General features: G+C 73.0%; 15 protein-coding genes and 1 riboswitch. Of the genes, 8 read left to right on the forward strand and 7 right to left on the reverse strand.

Annotation, left to right across the window (positions count from 1 at the left end; genetic code table 11):
* Positions 1 to 26 precede the first annotated feature (26 nt).
* From AB0I60_RS13695 to AB0I60_RS13705, 3 genes are all read left to right on the forward strand, one after another.
* A complete protein-coding gene (locus AB0I60_RS13695) occupies positions 27 to 707 on the forward strand; it encodes a (2Fe-2S)-binding protein (protein WP_360729143.1) in 681 nt (226 codons plus the stop codon).
* Positions 708 to 768: 61 nt separating this feature from the next.
* Positions 769 to 959: riboswitch (cobalamin riboswitch) on the forward strand.
* Positions 960 to 989: 30 nt separating this feature from the next.
* The gene (locus AB0I60_RS13700; RefSeq protein WP_360729146.1) at positions 990 to 1,175 is read left to right on the forward strand and encodes a CbtB-domain containing protein; all 186 of its coding nucleotides are present in this window, start codon (positions 990 to 992) and stop codon (positions 1,173 to 1,175) included.
* Between the two features lie 8 nt (positions 1,176 to 1,183).
* Entirely contained in the window at positions 1,184 to 1,939 is a 756-nt protein-coding gene (locus AB0I60_RS13705; RefSeq protein ID WP_360729148.1) for a CbtA family protein, read from the forward strand.
* Positions 1,940 to 2,001: 62 nt separating this feature from the next.
* Here AB0I60_RS13705 and AB0I60_RS13710 read toward each other — a convergent pair whose 3' ends face one another.
* The gene (locus tag AB0I60_RS13710) at positions 2,002 to 2,661 is read right to left on the reverse strand and encodes an HAD family phosphatase (RefSeq protein WP_360729151.1); all 660 of its coding nucleotides are present in this window, start codon (positions 2,659 to 2,661) and stop codon (positions 2,002 to 2,004) included.
* A 530-nt stretch (positions 2,662 to 3,191) separates the two neighbouring features.
* On the opposite strand from AB0I60_RS13710, the gene AB0I60_RS13715 reads away from it, so the two are divergent.
* Together AB0I60_RS13715 and AB0I60_RS13720 are read left to right on the forward strand one after the other, a co-directional pair.
* The gene (locus AB0I60_RS13715) at positions 3,192 to 4,088 is read left to right on the forward strand and encodes a PAC2 family protein (RefSeq protein ID WP_360729153.1); all 897 of its coding nucleotides are present in this window, start codon (positions 3,192 to 3,194) and stop codon (positions 4,086 to 4,088) included.
* A 203-nt stretch (positions 4,089 to 4,291) separates the two neighbouring features.
* Positions 4,292 to 5,461, forward strand: coding sequence for an MFS transporter (locus tag AB0I60_RS13720; RefSeq protein ID WP_360729156.1), 1,170 nt, complete (start codon positions 4,292 to 4,294; stop codon positions 5,459 to 5,461).
* On the opposite strand, the gene AB0I60_RS13725 is transcribed toward AB0I60_RS13720, so the two are convergent.
* The 4 genes from AB0I60_RS13725 to AB0I60_RS13740 all read right to left on the reverse strand — a co-directional run bounded on the left by AB0I60_RS13725 (position 5,388) and on the right by AB0I60_RS13740 (position 9,759).
* The gene (locus AB0I60_RS13725; RefSeq protein ID WP_360729159.1) at positions 5,388 to 6,620 is read right to left on the reverse strand and encodes an MFS transporter; all 1,233 of its coding nucleotides are present in this window, start codon (positions 6,618 to 6,620) and stop codon (positions 5,388 to 5,390) included. The two genes, AB0I60_RS13720 and AB0I60_RS13725, sit on opposite strands and share 74 nt — an antisense overlap.
* A complete protein-coding gene (locus AB0I60_RS13730) occupies positions 6,617 to 7,174 on the reverse strand; it encodes a helix-turn-helix domain-containing protein (protein ID WP_360729162.1) in 558 nt (185 codons plus the stop codon). Before AB0I60_RS13730 ends, AB0I60_RS13725 begins: the two co-directional genes overlap by 4 nt.
* An 87-nt stretch (positions 7,175 to 7,261) precedes the next feature.
* Positions 7,262 to 8,863 carry an ABC transporter permease gene (locus AB0I60_RS13735; RefSeq protein ID WP_360729164.1) on the reverse strand — a complete coding sequence of 534 codons (1,602 nt, stop codon included), beginning with the start codon at positions 8,861 to 8,863 and terminating at the stop codon, positions 7,262 to 7,264.
* Entirely contained in the window at positions 8,860 to 9,759 is a 900-nt protein-coding gene (locus AB0I60_RS13740; protein ID WP_360729167.1) for an ABC transporter ATP-binding protein, read from the reverse strand. Before AB0I60_RS13740 ends, AB0I60_RS13735 begins: the two co-directional genes overlap by 4 nt.
* 93 nt (positions 9,760 to 9,852) lie before the next feature.
* Here AB0I60_RS13740 and AB0I60_RS13745 point away from each other — a divergent pair, with 93 nt between their 5' ends.
* Both AB0I60_RS13745 and AB0I60_RS13750 read left to right on the forward strand, forming a co-directional pair.
* The gene (locus AB0I60_RS13745; protein ID WP_360729170.1) at positions 9,853 to 10,341 is read left to right on the forward strand and encodes a MarR family transcriptional regulator; all 489 of its coding nucleotides are present in this window, start codon (positions 9,853 to 9,855) and stop codon (positions 10,339 to 10,341) included.
* Positions 10,342 to 10,575: 234 nt separating this feature from the next.
* The gene (locus AB0I60_RS13750; RefSeq protein WP_360729173.1) at positions 10,576 to 12,366 is read left to right on the forward strand and encodes a S8 family serine peptidase; all 1,791 of its coding nucleotides are present in this window, start codon (positions 10,576 to 10,578) and stop codon (positions 12,364 to 12,366) included.
* Positions 12,367 to 12,447: 81 nt separating this feature from the next.
* Here AB0I60_RS13750 and mshC read toward each other — a convergent pair whose 3' ends face one another.
* The gene (gene mshC / locus AB0I60_RS13755; protein WP_360729176.1) at positions 12,448 to 13,686 is read right to left on the reverse strand and encodes a cysteine--1-D-myo-inosityl 2-amino-2-deoxy-alpha-D-glucopyranoside ligase; all 1,239 of its coding nucleotides are present in this window, start codon (positions 13,684 to 13,686) and stop codon (positions 12,448 to 12,450) included.
* A gap of 415 nt (positions 13,687 to 14,101) precedes the next feature.
* On the opposite strand from mshC, the gene ctaD reads away from it, so the two are divergent.
* Positions 14,102 to 15,874, forward strand: coding sequence for a cytochrome c oxidase subunit I (gene ctaD, locus AB0I60_RS13760; RefSeq protein WP_360729179.1), 1,773 nt, complete (start codon positions 14,102 to 14,104; stop codon positions 15,872 to 15,874).
* A 54-nt stretch (positions 15,875 to 15,928) separates the two neighbouring features.
* Here ctaD and AB0I60_RS13765 read toward each other — a convergent pair whose 3' ends face one another.
* Positions 15,929 to 17,047: an FAD-dependent monooxygenase gene (locus AB0I60_RS13765; RefSeq protein ID WP_360729181.1), complete on the reverse strand. Its 1,119-nt coding sequence runs from the start codon at positions 17,045 to 17,047 to the stop codon at positions 15,929 to 15,931.
* Positions 17,048 to 17,118 lie beyond the last annotated feature (71 nt).

Raw genomic sequence — 17,118 nt, forward strand, 5'->3', positions numbered from 1 at the left:
GGCCGGCGGCCGGGCAGACTGATCGCGTGTCCGACTACGAACCGGTGCTCTCCACCCTGCGGCGCGTCCGAGGTATCAGCCCGTTCTTCGCGCTGGACGTCGGTCGCCCGACCGCCGCCGACGGTGCCGGCTGGCGGTCGGGTGCCGAACTGGTCGACGGGCGGGCGCTGCCGGACGCGCTGTCGGCCATCGGTGAGCGGTACCGGACCGGGGAGGCGCGGGTCGCGGCGTCCTTGTTCTTCCTCGGGTACTCCGCGCGGCTGCTGTGCCCGACGGTCGCCGCGCACGCCGTGGGCGGGGTCGTGCCCGACATCCGGCCCGGGAACGTGTGGTGGCGCTTCGGGGCGGACGGGATGCGGGTTCGGATCGGCGAACCCGTCGCGGGGGTGTCGATCTCCGAGTCGTTGGAGCCGGTGGTGGCGGCGATCCGGGACGTGGTGCCGGTGGCGCGCGGGCTGCTGTGGGGCAACGCGGCGTCGTCCATCGCCGGGGCGCTGCGGACGGTGGGCCACAGCGGCACCGCGTCCACCGAGGAGTGCGTGGTGCTGGGCGAACGCCTGCTGGACGCACCCGGGCTGCGGGGCTCCGGCGACTTCGTGCCGTTCCCCGGCGAGGTCGCCTTCCGGCGGCGGAGCTGCTGCCTGTACTACCGCCTCGACGGCGGCGGGACCTGTGGCGACTGCCCGCTCCCGCCCCGCCAGACCTGATGGGACGACCTCGCGGACCGTCTGCGCGGAGTACGACAACTCGTCTGGTCGGTTGTGCCCGGACGCGCCGGACATCTACGGTTCCACAGCCGCAGTGGACGGGAAGCCGGTGGGAATCCGGCGCGGTCCTCGCCACTGTGACCGGGGAGCCAACCCGCCGAGAACGTCACTGGTCGCACGGTGCGGCTGGGAAGACGCGGGGACGGTGTCGATCCGGGAGTCAGGAGACCGGCTGCGGCGCGAGTTGTTGTTGACCTTCCACGAGGTATGGAGGAGGCCGTCTTGACGAGCCCCGCGCACTCCCTGTCCATCCCCATCCCCAAGTGGGCCTACGCCGTCGCCCTGGTCGCGCTGATGGTGACCTGGCTGGTCCTCCAGGAGAACGGCATCGCGCTCGGTCACGCCGCCGAGTCGCTGCACGAGTTCTTCCACGACGGGCGCCACGCGCTCGGCGTCCCGTGCCACTAGGGCCGACCGTGGACACCTACAAGAACGTGCTGCTGCGCGGCGTCGGTGCGGGTGGCGTCGCCGGGCTGCTGGCGGGCCTGGTCGGCCTCGTCGTGGTCGAGGTGCCGATCCGGGCCGCGCTGGCCGTCGAGGAGGCCCGCGCCGCCACCGAACCGGTGGAGCCTGGCGGGCACGACCACGGCGAGATGTTCGGCCGGGGCACCCAGATGCTGGGCGGCGTGCTCGCGGCGGTGATCGTCGGGTTGGCGGTCGGCGCGCTGTTCGCCACCGCCTACGCCGGGTCGCGGCGCTGGTTCGCGGGCCGGCCGCCGTTCACCCGGAGCGTGACGCTCTCGGCGGCGGTGTTCGGGGCGGCGGCGCTGCTGCCGGCCGTCAAGTACCCGGCCAACCCGCCGGCGGTGGGCGACCCGGAGACGGTCGACTACCGGACGGTGCTCTACCTCGGGGTCGTCGCGGCCGGTCTGCTGGTGGTGTTCGGCGCGAGCTTCCTGGCGTCCCGGCTGGGGCACCTGAGCGGCCCGGTCCGGTCCACGGTGGTCGGGGTGGCCGTGGTGGTCGCGGTCGCGGTCGTCCTGCTGGTCTTCCCCGCACCGCCGGACGCGGTGCCCGCCGACATGCCGAGCGACGTGCTGTGGGAGTTCCGCCTCGCGTCGCTCGCCGAGACGGCCACCCTGTGGCTGGGCCTCGGCGTCGTGTTCGGCCTGCTGGTCGACCCGGCGGTCCGGCGCGGCGGCAGGAAGGCCCGGACGGCGGCCGTCGCCTGATCGCGCCCGTGCCCGGTCCGGCTCCCACCGGACCGGGCACGGCTCGATCGAGCCCGGCCCGATCAGGCGCGGAGGGCGCCGAGGACGGCCAGGTCGACCCCGACCAGCGAGTCGCGGAAGACCCGGCGCTCCCCTGGCGGCACCGGGACGTCGCACGGCACGACCAGCACCGTGCACCCCGCCGCCACCGCCGACCTCACGCCGGTCGGCGAGTCCTCGACCGCCACGCACGCCGCCGCGTCCACGCCGAGCAGGGTCGCGGCTTTGAGGTACGGGTCCGGGAGGGGCTTGTTGCGGCCCTCCACCTCGTCACCGCACACCGTCACGTCGAACAGGTCCCGGCCGATGGTGTCCAGCGCGACCTCCGTCAGCGCGCGTTCGGTCGAGGTCACCAGTGCCATCGGCACGCCGGTCTCCCGCACCGCGCGCAGCGCCTCCCGCGCCCCCGGGCGCCACGGCAGGCCGGCCCGGAACACCTCTTCGGTGCGCCGCATGATCCAGGCCGCGCCGTCGGCCGTCTCCTCCTCGGTGGGCGTCAGGCCGACCTCGGCGAACAGCAGTGCCATCGTCGTCGGCACGTTGGACCCGACCATGGCCTGCCGGGTCTCCAACGACAGCGTGCCGCCCATCTTCTCCGCGAACTCGTACAGCGGGACGTCCCACAGCTTCTCCGAGTCCAGCAGCGTGCCGTCCATGTCCCACAGCACCGCTTCGACGCTCACCTCTGGGTCCCCTCCACTCCCTCACCGGCCGGACGTCCCGCCCGGACCGGTCCACGACGCCCACCCTCGCCGGTGCGCGCAGGCCACACTGTGCCTGACCACCGCGCCACCACCCGAGCCGTTTCCGGGCACCCCGCCTCCCGCACCGCTTCGGACCTGTGCGCGGGACCACGGCCTCGCGCACGGGAGCGGCCTCGCGCACGGGGGCGGCCTCGACGGCGGACGGTTCCGCAGCCGACCGGGATTCGCCCGGAAGGTGCACTTCGGACAACTCCGACCGGCGGGGAGCCGGCTCCTCTCCCCGCCCGCCGCGCGGTGCCCTGCGCCCGGTCACCACCGCCACCCGCCACACGTGCCTTGACCTGCGGTGTCGTGGTCGGTCCCGGGCACTGCCCGAGGTGCGGCACCCGCCGGGGCGTCCACAGCGGCGGGGCGGTCGGCCGGTGCGTCCCGGACGGGCGGGAGGACACGAGCCGACATGGCCCAAGCCTACGGCGTCGGGTGCGCGGCGGTGGTCGTAGTCTGACCCGGTGACCGATCCGGACCAGGCCGCCAAGATCCCCTTCGACCCCGCGAAACCGCTCACCAACCCGATCATGGTGGCGGCGTTCGAGGGGTGGAACGACGCTGGAGACGCTGCCAGCACGGCGGTCGAGCACCTGCAACTCACCTGGGACGCGACGCCGCTCGCGGAGATCGATCCGGACGACTACTACGACTTCCAGGTGACGCGGCCCACCGTCCGGATGGTCGACGGCATCACCCGAAGGGTGGAATTCCCGACGACACGCCTGTCGGTGTGCCGGCCGCCGGGGTCGTCCACGGACGTCGTCCTGGTGCACGGCATCGAGCCGAACATGCGCTGGCGCAAGTTCGCGGGCGAGCTGCTGGGGCACATCGAGAACCTCGGCATCACCACCGTGGTCACGCTCGGCGCGCTGCTCATGGACACCCCGCACACCCGCCCGGTCCCGGTGACCGGCACCGCCTACGACGCGGCGGCGGCGCAGAAGTTCGGGCTGGAGCGCTCGCGCTACGAGGGGCCGACCGGGATCGTCGGCGTCTTCCAGGACCTGTGCGTGCAGGCGGGCGTGCCGGCGATCTCGTTCTGGGCGGCGGTGCCGCACTACGTGTCGCAGCCGCCCTCGCCGAAGGCGACGCTCGCGCTGCTGCACCGGGTCGAGGAGGTGCTCGACGTCGAGGTGCCGCTCGGCGCGCTGCCCGAGCAGGCCGAGGAGTGGGAGCGCACGGTCAGCGAGATGGCCGACGAGGACGAGGACGTGCGCAACTACGTCCGGGCGCTGGAGGAGCGCGGCGACGCGGAGATCCAGATCACCGAGGCGAGCGGGGACGCGATCGCGGCCGAGTTCGAGCGCTACCTGCGCCGCCGGGGTCGCGGTCCCGGTCGCGGCCCGACCGGCATCTGACCCGACCGGCATCTGACCCGGCCGACATTTGCCCCGGACAGGCAGCGGAACCGGCAGCCAGGAGCGCGGGCCGACGTGCGACCGCCGGGGAGCGGGCGCGGCTGAGCGGGGCCGTGCGGGAGCCGGTGGGCGGGAGCTGCCGGCCGGGTCGGCGCTGGTCACACCGCGAGCCCGCGCGGCCCGGTGTGGGGGACACTCGGCGGGTGGCACAGGTGCGGGCGGGTGGTCGGCGGCTCGCGGTGGTCGGGCTGTACGCCGGGGGGTTCCTCGGGCCGTTCGGCGGTGCGATGACCTCGTCCGTGCTGCCGGAGATCGGCGCGGACTTCCGCGTCTCGGCCGGTGCGGCGGCGGCCACGTTGACCGGGTACCTGCTGCCGTTCGCCGGGTTCATGCTGTTCTCCGGGACGTGGGGCGAGCGGTGGGGCGCGCGGCGGACGGTCCGGGGCGCGTACCTGGTCTACGCGGCGGCGTCGGTGCTGTGCGCGGTGTCGTGGTCGTTCCCGGTGCTGCTGGGCGGGCGGGCGGTGCAGGGCGCGGCGAACGCGTTCACCACTCCCCTGCTGCTCGCGGCCATCGCGGCGGTGACGCCCAGGGAGCGGCTGGGGCGCGCGTTGGGCGTGTTCGCGTCGATGCAGGCCGCCGGGCAGACGTCCGCGCCGCTGGTGGGCGGCTTGGCGGCCGAGGTGTCGTGGCGGTGGGCGTTCGCCGGGGCGGCGGTGGTGGCGGGGCTGCTGGCGGCGGCCGGGATGCCCGCCGACCCGCCGCGCACCCGGCAGCCGCCGAGGCTGCGCAGCGCGTGGCGACCCGAGGTGCTGCGGTTGGCGGCGGTCGGCTTCGTCGGGTGGGGCTGCCTGGGCGGGGTGTCGTTCCTGGTGGCGCTGCGGCTGGGCGACGACTTCGGGTTGGGCGCGGGTGAGCGCGGTCTGGTGCTGACCGGGTTCGGCGTGGTCGGGATCGTCAGCGCCCGGCTGACCGGGTGGATGGTCGACCACGTCGGGGCGCGCAGGTGCGTGCTGTTGGGGACGACGGTCGGCGCGGTGCTGCCGGCGCTGATCGGGGTCCTGCCGAGCCTGGTCGCGGTGGGTGCGCTGTGGGCGGTGGCGGGCGCGTTCTCGCAGGTCGTGATCGTCGGGTTGAGCGCGGTGGTGCTGGGGCGCGACGGCGGCAACCGGGGTGGGGCGATCTCGGTGCTCCAGTCGTTCCGGTTCCTCGGCGGGGCGGCGTCGCCGCTGGCGTTCGTGCCGCTCTACCACGCCCAGCCGGCCGTCGCGTTCCTCGCGCCGGCCGCGCTGGTCCTGCTCATCCCACCCGCGCTGCTGCTCCGCCGGCGCGCGCCCGACGCGCGATCAGCAGCGCCAGCAGACCTGCCGTGAGGTAGCAGCCCGCCTGCACGTCGAGCAGCGCGGTCAGCCCGAGCGGCACGGCGAGCGCGCCCGCGAGCACCATGCCCACGGCCTGGAAGCCGTCGTAGAGGCTGCCGAAGGTCGCCAGGACTCGCCCGCGCGCCGCGTCGGAGGTGTGCAGTTGCAGCACGGACATCATGCCGACGCCCGACATGACCCCCGGAGCGCCGCACACCGCGAACACCGCCAGGTAGAACGTGAACGCCGTGGTGACGTGCACGCCGTTCCAGCCAGCGAACGAGAGGACCGAGAACGCGACCAGCGACCACGCCAGCAGCGGCCACGCGGGCACCCGGCGGGCGACCAGCCCGACGACCGCCCCGGCGACGAGCCCGCCGACGGCCTGGATGCCGCGCAGCAGCCCGACCTCGGCCTCACCACCACCGAGCCGCTCGGTCACGAACACCACGAACAGCACCACGAACATGCCCTGGCCCGCCGCCATCAGCCCGACCACGGCCACCATGCCGCGCAGCGGCCCCCGGATCTCGCGCAGCCCGTCCAGCCAGGCCCGCCAGACCGGCGCACCGCTGCGCGCGCCCCGGGCCACGCCGAACGGCCGGACCAGCAGCGCCGCCGCGACCAGGAACGACGCCACGTCGAGCAGCAGCACGCCGGGCAGCCCGGACCAGCCGAGCACCAGCCCGCCGAGCGAGGCGCCGAGCAGCCGGGCGAGGTTGGCGTTCAGGCCGACCAGCCCGTTCGCGGCGGCCACCTGCGCCCGGCCGACGAGGTCGGGCAGCAGGGCGTTCTTGGCCGGTTCGAACACGGCGGCGAGGGCCGCCTGCACCGCCATCACGACGTTGACCAGCACGAGGTCGCCGGTCAGCAGCGGCAGCAGGGCGGCGGCCTGGGCGAGGCTGGTCCAGAGCATCAGCCTGCGCCGGTCCCACCGGTCGGCCAGGACACCGGCCAGCGGAGAGAGCGCCAGGCCGGGCAGCAGCGCGACGACGAAGGTGGTGGCGGTCGAGCCGACGGACCCGGTGAGCTGGTAGACGTAGACCGGCAGCGACACCATGAGCACCCAGTCGCCGATCTCGGAGACGAACCCGGCCAGCCACATCCGGCGGAAGGCGGGCACCGCGAGCGGTCCAACGGGGCGGGTCCGGGCCTGCGGCGGGGCGGTCATCGGGGGAACGCCCGCAGGCCGACGTGGGCGGGCAGCGCGCCCTCGGGGGCGTCCGCCCGCAGCGGCACCAGGTAGGGCCGGAGGATGTCGTCGATCATGCCGAGCAGCCCGGTGAGCTCCTCGGGCGTCACGTTCACCGTGTAGCCGTGCATCCCGGCCGCGTCGAGCCACTCCCGGGAGAGTTCGTGCTGCCGGTCGAGGAACCGCTGCGCGAGCCGGTTGTCCTCGTTGAGCTGCAACGCGATCAGCGCGTCCTGCTGGCTGCGCACCGCCGGGTCTTCGGAGAACGCGCCCACCGAGTAGCCGACGTCGAGCGCCCGCCACGGCCGCTCGCGCCCGTCGCCCGCGTCGACCCGGTCCACGAAGCCGGCTTTGGCGAGCTGCCGGAGGTGCCAGCTGCAGTTGGACGCCGAGGAGCCCACCTCGGCGGCGCACTCGCTGGCCGTGCGCGGGCCGACCGCCACGAGGTGGTTGAGCAGCGACACCCGCAGCGGGTGCGCGAGCGCCTTGAGCGCGTCGACGTCGGTGACCCGTCGGGGCTGGGGAAGGTCCATGCCCCGACGGTATACCTGAAACACCTCTTTCGAAAGGTTACTTTCAGACTTTCCACCGCACCACCTCACTCGGGCGTACCCGGGCGGTCAGCCGATGTCGCGCCGTCGGAACCCCGCAAACCCGACGGCCACCAGCACGCCCGCCACCACCGTCAACCACACCAGCGGGCCGGCCGTCACCTCGACGCCGGGCACCTTGGGGATGTGGCTGAACGGCGACAGGTCCATCGCCCACCGGTCCAGGCCGAGCAGCGGCCCCAACTGGCCCAGGAGCAGGAAGACCACGAGGAACGCCCAGACCACCGGGGTGAGCTTCGGCAGCACGCCGAACAGCGCCAGGGCGATGCCCGCGACCACCCACACCGCCGGCACGTGCGCCACCGCCGCCCCGACCAGCCGCACGACCTGGCCGCCCACGTCGCCGACCCGCACGCCGTGCACCAGGCCCGCGCCCAAGCCCGCCGCCGCGAGCACCACGGCCGCGCCGACCGTGGCGAACAGCAGGTGGCCGGCCACCCAGGACGTCCGCCGCACCGGGGTGGCCAGCACCGGTTCGGCCCGGAGGCCGGATTCCTCGGCGCGCAGCCGCAGGATCGCCTGCACCACGTAGACCGAGCCGACCAGGCCGATGATGCCGAGGATCGACGCCAGGTAGACGTCCACGACCGCGCCCGTCCCGCCCATCCGGGAGATGACCTGCCCCAGCGCCGGGTTGGCGTCGAGCATCTGCTCCACGCCCCGGGCGACCGCCCCGTACACCGCGCCGAGTCCGAACAGGCTCAGCGCCCAGCCCAGCAGCACCCCCCGCTGCAACCGCCAGGCCAGCCCGAACGCGCTGCCCAGGGACGCCGGCGCGCGCGCCGGTCCGAGCCGGGTCGGCAGCAGGCCGCCGCCGTGGTCGCGCCGCGCCACCAGCGCGGACGCCACGCCGACCAGCACCCCGCCCAGCGCGGGCGACAGGAGCAGCACCCACCACCGCTCGTCGGCGAACGCCCGCACCTGCTCCAGCCAGCCGATCGGCGACAGCCAGGTCAGCCACGTCGGCCCGGCGTCGCCGGCCGCGTCGCCGACGGCGCGCAGCAGGTAGGCGACGCCGAGGACCGCGCCGGAGATCGCGTTGGCGGACCGGGCGCCCTCGGTGAGCTGCGCGGTCACCGCGCCGACCCCGGCGAACACGAGGCCGGCGGCGGCGAGGGCCAGGCCGAACGCGACCGAGCCGGCCGCCGCCTCGCCGAGGGCGACCAGGCCCGCCGCCGACAGCAGGCCGATGAGCAGGCTCGCCAGCCCCGACACGGTGACCGCCGCCGCGAGCGGGGCGTGCCGCCCCGTGGCGGTGGAGCCGATCAGCTCCAACCGCCCGGCCTCCTCTTCGGCCCGGGTGTGCCGGGTGACCAGGAACATCGCCATCAGGCCGGTGAGCAGCGCGCCGAACACGCCCCACCGCCAGGCCAGGATGCCGCCGGTCGACGTGGAGTCGTGGACCGGGCCCAGCATCGCCAGGAACGCCGGGTTCGTGCCCGCCGTGACGCCGATCTGCTGCCGCAGCGCCTCCGTCCCGTACAGCTCGTCCACACCGGACGCGGTGGCCAACGTGGTGCCGACCAGGCCCAGCACCCAGACCGGCAGCAGCACGCGGTCGCGGCGCAGTGCGAGGCGGACCAGTGCCCCGGTCCCCACCAGGGCGGTCATGGCCGCACCGCCGCCTCCGGCACCTCGTAGTGGCGCAGGAACAGCTGTTCCAGGGTGGGCGGCCGGCTGGTCAGCGCGCGCACGCCGCAGCGGACGAGGACGCGCAGCGCGTCGTCGAGGTGGTCGGTGTCCACTTCGAAGCGGACCCGGTCGCCCTCGACCACCAGGTCGTGCACGCCGGTCAGCGCGGCCAGGCCCTCGGGCGGCGCGGCGAGTTCGGCCGACACGCTGGTGCGGGTCAGGTGCCGCAGGTCGGACAGCGTGCCGGTCTCCACGGTGCGGCCGTTGCGGATGATGCTGACCCGGTCGCACAGCGCCTCGACCTCGGCCAGGATGTGGCTGGACAACAGCACCGTGCGCCGGCCGCGCTCCTCGTTGACCGCCTCCTGGAACACCGCCTCCATCAACGGGTCCAGGCCCGAGGTGGGCTCGTCGAGGACGAGCAGTTCGACGTCCGAGGCCAGCGCCGCGACCAGGGCCACCTTCTGCCGGTTGCCCTTGGAGTAGGTGCGCCCCTTCTTGCGCGGGTCCAGCTCGAACCGGTCGAGCAGGTCCTCCCGGCGCTTCTCGTCCAGCCCGCCGCGCAGCCGGCCCAGCAGGTCGATGACCTCGCCGCCGGTCAGGTTGGGCCACAGGCTGACGTCGCCGGGCACGTAGGCCAGCCGCCGGTGCACTGCGGCCGTGTCGCGCCACGGGTCGCCGCCGAGCAGCGCGACGTCGCCCCCGTCGGCGCGCAGCAGCCCCAGCAGGACCCTGATGGTGGTCGACTTGCCCGCCCCGTTGGGGCCGAGGAAGCCGTGCACCTCCCCCTCGCGGACGGCGAGGTCCAGGCCGTCCAGTGCGCGTGTCGACCCGAACGACTTCACCAGGTTCGACACGGCTATCGCATCGCTCATGGCCGGAAAGCTACAGCGATTTCACAAACTCGTGAAGTTAAGGAACCGTATAAACTCCACTCCGATCGACGTGGCGGACGGCATGATTCGGCGGTGACCCAGGTGACGGAACGGGACCAGCAGGCGGTGTTGCGCTTCATCGAGCGCTTCGCGGCGGCGTTCGCGGAGTCGGGGATGCCGAGGATGCCCGCCCGGGTGTTCGTCGCGCTGCTCGCCGACGACGGCGGCACGATGACCGCCGCCGAGCTCGCCGAGCTGCTCCAGGTCTCGCCCGCCGCCATCTCCGGCGCGGTCCGCTACCTCACCCAGGTCAACGTGGTCAGCCGCGAGCGCGAGTCCGGGTCCCGCCGCGACGTGTTCCGGGTCTACGACGACGTCTGGTACGAGGCGATCTTCCGCCGCGACCAGATGCTGGCCCGCTGGGGCGGCCCGCTGCGGGAGGGCATCGGCGTGTTGGGCGAGCAGACGCCCGCCGGGCGGCGGATCGCGGAGACGCTGGCCTTCTTCGAGTTCGTCCACGAGGAGCTGCCCAGCCTGCTCGACCGCTGGCGGGCGCACCGGGACAAGCTCTTTAACTCCTGACCGTGTACGCGTGAACTGCGGTTTCCCCGCTGTTCGCGCGACCGGCTCCCGGTGATTACGCCCAACGGCGCTACTCGCCGGCGCTTTTTGTCCCGACCATGCATGTGACCAGGTCGGCACCACCCGTTCGCGCGAACGTCCCCTATCCCTGCACGCCCCACCGTCCTGCCACAACCCGGCAGGCCGGTCGGGCGAACCTGTCCCAAGGGAGAACCCTTCATGGGAGACGCCCGCATGTTCAGAAAGACGGCCGTCCTCGGCCTGGCCGCGATATCCGCGGCGGCGATGGCGTTCGCCACCGCCGGTGTGGCCGTGGCGGAGGGCCAGGTCCTGGCCGCCGACCGGGCCGACGCGGTGCCCAACTCCTACATCGTGGCGCTGAAGGACTCGGCGTCGCCGAGGGCGCTGTCGGCATCGGCCGCGGGCTCGCTGGTCGCCAAGTTCGGCGGCGAGGTGCGCACCACCTGGCAGCACGCGCTGAACGGCTTCCACGCCACCCTGTCGCCGCAGCAGGCCCGCCGGATCGCCGCCGACCCGAGGGTCGACTGGGTCCAGGCCGACCTGCCGGTGAAGATCGCCGGTGTGCAGCCGAACCCGCCGTCCTGGGGCTTGGACCGCATCGACCAGCAGAACCTGCCGCTGGACAGCAGCTACACCTACCCGAACGGCGCGAGCAACGTCCGGGCGTACGTGATCGACACCGGCATCAAGATCACCCACCAGGAGTTCGGCGGTCGCGCCACCTGGGGCACCAACACCGTCGACAGCCAGAACACCGACTGCCACGGCCACGGCACGCACGTCGCCGGCACGGTCGGGGCCACCCGCTACGGCGTGGCCAAGGAGGTCAAGCTGGTCGCGGTCAAGGTGCTCAACTGCCAGGGCTCCGGCACCTCGGCGGGCGTCGTCAACGGCGTCAACTGGGTCGCCCAGAACGCCGTGAAGCCCGCCGTGGCCAACATGAGCCTCGGTGGCAGCGCGGACACCGCGACGGACACCGCCGTGCGCAACCTGGTGGCGGCCGGTGTCACGACGGCGGTCGCGTCGGGCAACGACAACCAGAACGCGTGCAACTACTCGCCGGCCCGCGTCCGCGAGGCGATCAGCACCAACGCCTCCAACCGGTCCGACGCGCGCGCCTCGTTCTCCAACTGGGGCACCTGCACCGACCTGTTCGCGCCGGGCCAGGACATCACGTCCACCTGGCACACCAGCGACAGCGCGACGAACACCATCAGCGGCACCTCGATGGCCTCGCCGCACGTCGCGGGCGTCGCGGCGCTGTACGTGTCCGCCAACCCCTCCGCCACCCCGGCCCAGGTCGAGACGGCGCTGGTGAACGCGGCCACCAACGGCAAGATCAGCAACCCGGGCACGGGTTCGGCGAACAAGCTGCTGTTCGTGCAGAACAACGTGCCGAGCAACCCGACGGTGAACAACCCCGGCAACCAGACCACCACCAAGGGCCAGGCGGTCAACCTGACCGTCACCGCCACCGGTGGCACCGCGCCGTACTCGTTCTCGTTCAGCGGCCTCCCGGCCGGCCTGACCGGTAGCGCGTCCGGCCAGGTGACCGGTTCGCCGACCACCGCCGGCACGTACAACGTGACCGTGACGGTGACCGACGCGGGCTCCCGCACCGGCACCGCCACCTTCACCTGGACCGTCCGCGACAACACCGGCGGCTGCGACCCGGCCACCAACGACGCGGACGTGACCGTCGGCGACAACAGCGACGTGAACAGCCCGATCACGCTCTCCTGCTCGGGCAACGCGTCGGCCACCACGCAGGTGACCGTCAACATCGTCCACACCTACGTCGGCGACCTGATCGTCGACCTGGTGGCCCCGGACGGCACGGTCTACAACCTGCACAACCGGACCGGCGGCAGCGCCGACAACATCAGCAAGACGTACTCGGTGAACGCCTCCTCGGAGACCGCCGCCGGCACGTGGAAGCTGCGCGTCCGCGACGTGGCGACGATCGACACCGGTCGCATCGACACGTGGACCCTCGACGCGTGATGTGAGCGCTTGACACGGTGGGGCCACCTCTCGCGGGGTGGCCCCACTGCCGTTCCGGCGGGTCGACGGGACCCGAACTCCTTACAGCTCCACGCCCAGCAGCGCGTCCACGGCGTCGCGGAACAGCTTCGGCGCGGTCGCGTCCCGGCCACCGGTCGACAGGGCCTCGGCGGCCCACGCGTCCAGCGCGGCCAGTGCCGCCGGGGTGTCCAGGTCGTTGCCGAGGTGGTCGCGCAGCCGGGCGACGGTCGCCTCCGCGCTCGGGCCCGCGTCGAGGTCAGCAGCGCGCCGCCAGGTGTCGAGCCGGTCGAGCGCCTCGGCCAGCAGCGCGTCGGTCCACGGGCGGTCCTCGCGGTAGTGGCCCGCGAACAGCGCCACGCGGATCGCGTTCGGGTCGACCTTCTGCGCCCGCAGCTTGGACACGAAGACCAGGTTGCCCCGCGACTTCGACATCTTCTCGCCGTCCAGGCCGATCATGCCCGCGTGCACGTAGTGCCGGGCGAACGGGTGCTCGCCGGTCAGGGCCTCGGCGTGCGCGGCGCTGAACTCGTGGTGCGGGAAGACCAGGTCGGAGCCGCCGCCCTGGACGTCGAAGCCGGTGCCCAGGCGGTTGAGCGCGATGGCGCTGCACTCGATGTGCCAGCCCGGCCGGCCCGCGCCCAGCTCCGACGGCCACGACGGCTCGCCGGGACGGGCGGTGCGCCACAGCAGGGCGTCGAGCGGGTGCCGCTTGCCGGGGCGGTCCGGGTCGCCGCCGCGCTCGCCGAAGTACCCCAGCATGGTCGGCTCGTCGTAGTTCGACTCGTAGCCGAACCGGCCGGTCGCGGTGTGGTCGAAGTACACGTCCGGGTGGTCCGGGTCGTCCACCCGGTACGCCGCGCCGTCCGCGAGCAGCTTGGCCACGGCCTCCACGACCTCCGGCACGGCCTCGACGGCGCCGATGTACTCGCGCGGCGGCAGCACCCGCAGCGCGACCATGTCCTCGCGGAACAGGGCCGTCTCCCGCATGGCGAGCACCACCCAGTCGTCCTGGTCGCGCTCGGCGCGCTCCAGCAGCGGGTCGTCCACGTCGGTGACGTTCTGCACGTAGTGCACGTCATGGCCGTTGTCCAGCCACACCCGGTGCACCAGGTCGAACGTCAGGTAGGTCGCCGCGTGCCCGAGGTGGGTCGCGTCGTAGGGGGTGATGCCGCAGACGTACAGCCTGGCGGTGTCACCGGGAGCGGTGGGGCGCACCTCGCCGGCCGACGTGTCGTACAGCCGCAGCGGGCGCGGCTCCCCCGCTACCCGGGGGACAGGGGTGGGTGACCAGGTCTGCATGTCTCCGACCCTAACTCGCCAGTTCAAGCCCACGTCCGCCTGGCGGGACGTCACACCGCCGACGCCACGGCCGGTCACCGACGCGGCGGGCGCGGACCGTCGTGCTCGGGGCGCGGCGGGGCGGGTCGCGGCAGGACGGCGGCGGGACGCGGGCAGGCACGGCAGGCAGGCACGGCAGGCAGGGGCCGAGCGCGGCCGAGCCAGGCGGGGCGGGCGGGGCGGGAGCCATCGTTGTCCGGTGGGCCGTGGGCCTTGGCGCGGGCGCAGGGCGCGGCGCAGCAGGCAGGGCGCGGGGCGGCAGGGCGGGGTGCGGCAAGTGCGGATCATGCTCCGCCCGGCCGAGTGATTGCCCGCACCCTCGATCGGGGGGACGATGTGAAGTGGCTCACGTCAACGGACGAGGGAGGCGGTGGGTGTGACCGCGCTCAAGCCGGTACCCGTGGTCACGCACCCGGGAGCGGCGCGGCGGCGTTCCAAGGGTTCGGTGCTGCTCGGCCTGGTCAAGACGACCGACCCGAAGCAGATCGGGCTGCTCTACCTGACCACGTCGTTCCTGTTCTTCATGATCGGCGGCCTGATGGCGCTGCTGATCCGGGGCGAGCTGGCCCGGCCCGGCCTCCAGTTCCTGTCGACCGAGCAGTACAACCAGCTTTTCACCATGCACGGCACGATCATGCTGCTGCTCTACGCGACGCCGATCCTGTTCGGCTTCGCCAACTTCATCCTGCCGCTCCAGATCGGCGCCCCGGACGTGGCGTTCCCGCGCCTCAACGCGTTCTCGTACTGGCTGTACCTGTTCGGCGGCACGATGGTGATGCTGGGCTTCGTCACGCCGGGCGGCGCGGCGGACTTCGGCTGGACGGCCTACACGCCGCTCTCGAACGCCGTGCACTCCCCCGGCGTCGGCGCGGACCTGTGGATCATGGGGCTCGCGGTCAGCGGCCTGGGCACGATCCTCGGCGGGGTCAACATGGTGACCACGGTGTGCTGCCTGCGCGCGCCCGGCATGACCATGTTCCGGATGCCGATCTTCACCTGGAACATCTTCGTCACCAGCATCCTGATCCTGCTGGCGTTCCCGATCCTGACGGCGGCGCTGATGGGCCTGGCGGCCGACCGGCACCTGGGCGCGCACGTGTTCGACCCGGCCAACGGCGGCGTGATCCTCTGGCAGCACCTGTTCTGGTTCTTCGGCCACCCCGAGGTCTACATCGTCGCGTTGCCGTTCTTCGGCATCGTGAGCGAGATCTTCCCGGTGTTCAGCCGGAAACCCCTCTTCGGGTACAAGGGGCTGGTGTTCGCCACGTTCGCCATCGCGGCGCTGTCGGTGGCGGTGTGGGCGCACCACATGTTCGCCACGGGCGCGGTGCTGCTGCCGTTCTTCTCGCTGATGACGTTCCTGATCGCCATCCCCACCGGCATCAAGTTCTTCAACTGGATCGGCACGATGTGGAAGGGGCAGCTCTCCTTCGAGACGCCGATGCTGTTCAGCATCGGGTTCCTGATCACGTTCCTGCTGGGCGGGCTGACCGGCATCCTGCTGGCGTCGCCGCCGCTGGACTTCCACGTCACCGACACCTACTTCGTGGTGGCGCACTTCCACTACGTGCTGTTCGGCACGATCGTGTTCGCCACCTACGCGGGCATCTACTTCTGGTTCCCGAAGATGACCGGCCGGATGCTGGACGAGTCGCTGGGCAAGCTGCACTTCTGGACCACGTTCATCGGCTTCCACCTGACCTTCCTCATCCAGCACTGGCTGGGCAACATCGGCTTCCCGCGCCGGTACGCGGACTACCTGCCCTCGGACGGCTTCACCACGATGAACACCGTCTCCACCATCGGCGCGTTCCTGCTGGGCGCGTCGGTGCTGCCGTTCGTGTGGAACGTGTTCCGCAGCTACCGCTTCGGCGACCCGGCGGAGGGCGACGACCCGTGGGGCTTCGGCAACTCGCTGGAGTGGGCGACCACCTGCCCGCCGCCCCGGCACAACTTCACCGAACTGCCCCGCATCCGCTCCGAGCGGCCGGCGTTCGAGCTGCACTACCCGCACATGGTCGAGCGGATGCGCGAGGAGGCGCACTTCTCACTGGCCAGGTCGGGCACCCACGGCGTGCACCCGGACCCGACCACGGAGAAGGCGCTCGCCGCGACCGACCGCGAGTCGAAACCGGACGACGGGACGTAGGACCACGCGGACGGCGGGCACCGCGCAGTCGGTCGATCAGGTGGTCGGCGCGCTTCAGGACAGGTCCAGGCTGATGGCGTGCTTGGCCCGCTCCATGGACTCCTCCGACGCTCCCTGGCCCGGGTTCTCCGTGGCCAGCGCCTGGTTCACCGCCACGAACGGCCGCATCCGGGCGTCGTAGCGGGCGAGCGCGGCGCGGTGGTCGTCGGACCGGGCGAGTTCGTCGGCCAGCACGTACGCGCCCACCAGCGCCAGGCTGCTGCCCTGGCCGGACAGCGGGGACGGGCAGTGCGCGGCGTCGCCGACCAGCACGACCCGCCCATGCCACCAGGCGTCCATGCGGACCTGGGCCATCGCGTCGAAGTAGAAGTCGGGCGCGGCCCGCAGGGCGTCGAGCACCTTCGGGGTCTCCCAGCCCAGGCCGCCCAGCCGCTCGGCGAGCAGGGCCTTCTGCCGGCCGACGTCGTGGCGGTCGTGGTCGAGCGGGTCGGCGGCGAAGCCGAGGGTGGCGCGCAGCTCGGTGTTGGCGCGGGCCGGGTAGAGGCAGTAGCTCGCGGTGCGGGAGTCGTCGTGCACCCACACCTGCCAGTCGTCCAGGCCCAAGAAGTTGTCGGTGCTGAACACGCCGACGTAGGAGCCCAGGTGGTGCACGAACCGCTCCTCCGGCCCGAACGCCAGCCGGCGCACCGCCGAGTGCAGCCCGTCCGCGCCGACCACCAGGTCGAACGTGCGCGGGGCGGCGTCGCGGAAGGTGACGCGCACGCCGTCGTCGTCCTGGTCGAGGGCGGTGACGGCGTCGCCGAACAGGTACTCGACGCCGTCCTGGGCACTGCTGTGCAGCAGAGCGGTGAGGTCGTCGCGCAGCACCTCGACGTCGTCGCTGTCGAGGCGGCCGGCGCTGAGCGTCAGCTCGGTCGAGCGCCACTGCTCGGTGCCCTCGGCGTCGAGCATCGACATGCCGCGCGTGGTGGTGCGCAGCCGCCGGGCACCGGCCAGCAGGTCCATCCGGTCGAGCACGTCGAGGGCGACGCCCCGGACGTCGACCGCCTGGCCGCCGGGGCGCAGGGCGGGCGCGCGTTCGACGACGGTGGGCGCGTAGCCGTGGCGGTGCAGCCAGTGGGCGGCGGTCAGACCTGCGACGCCTGCGCCGGAGATGAGCACGGTCTTCTTCACGGGAGTCCTCCTGGTCGGTGCGGTACGCGGCTGAATTTACGTAGTACGCATAGCACCCGGCAACGCTGTAC

Origin of the sequence: Actinosynnema sp. NPDC050436 (assembly GCF_040655415.1) — a bacterium.
GTDB lineage: Bacteria > Actinomycetota > Actinomycetes > Mycobacteriales > Pseudonocardiaceae > Actinosynnema.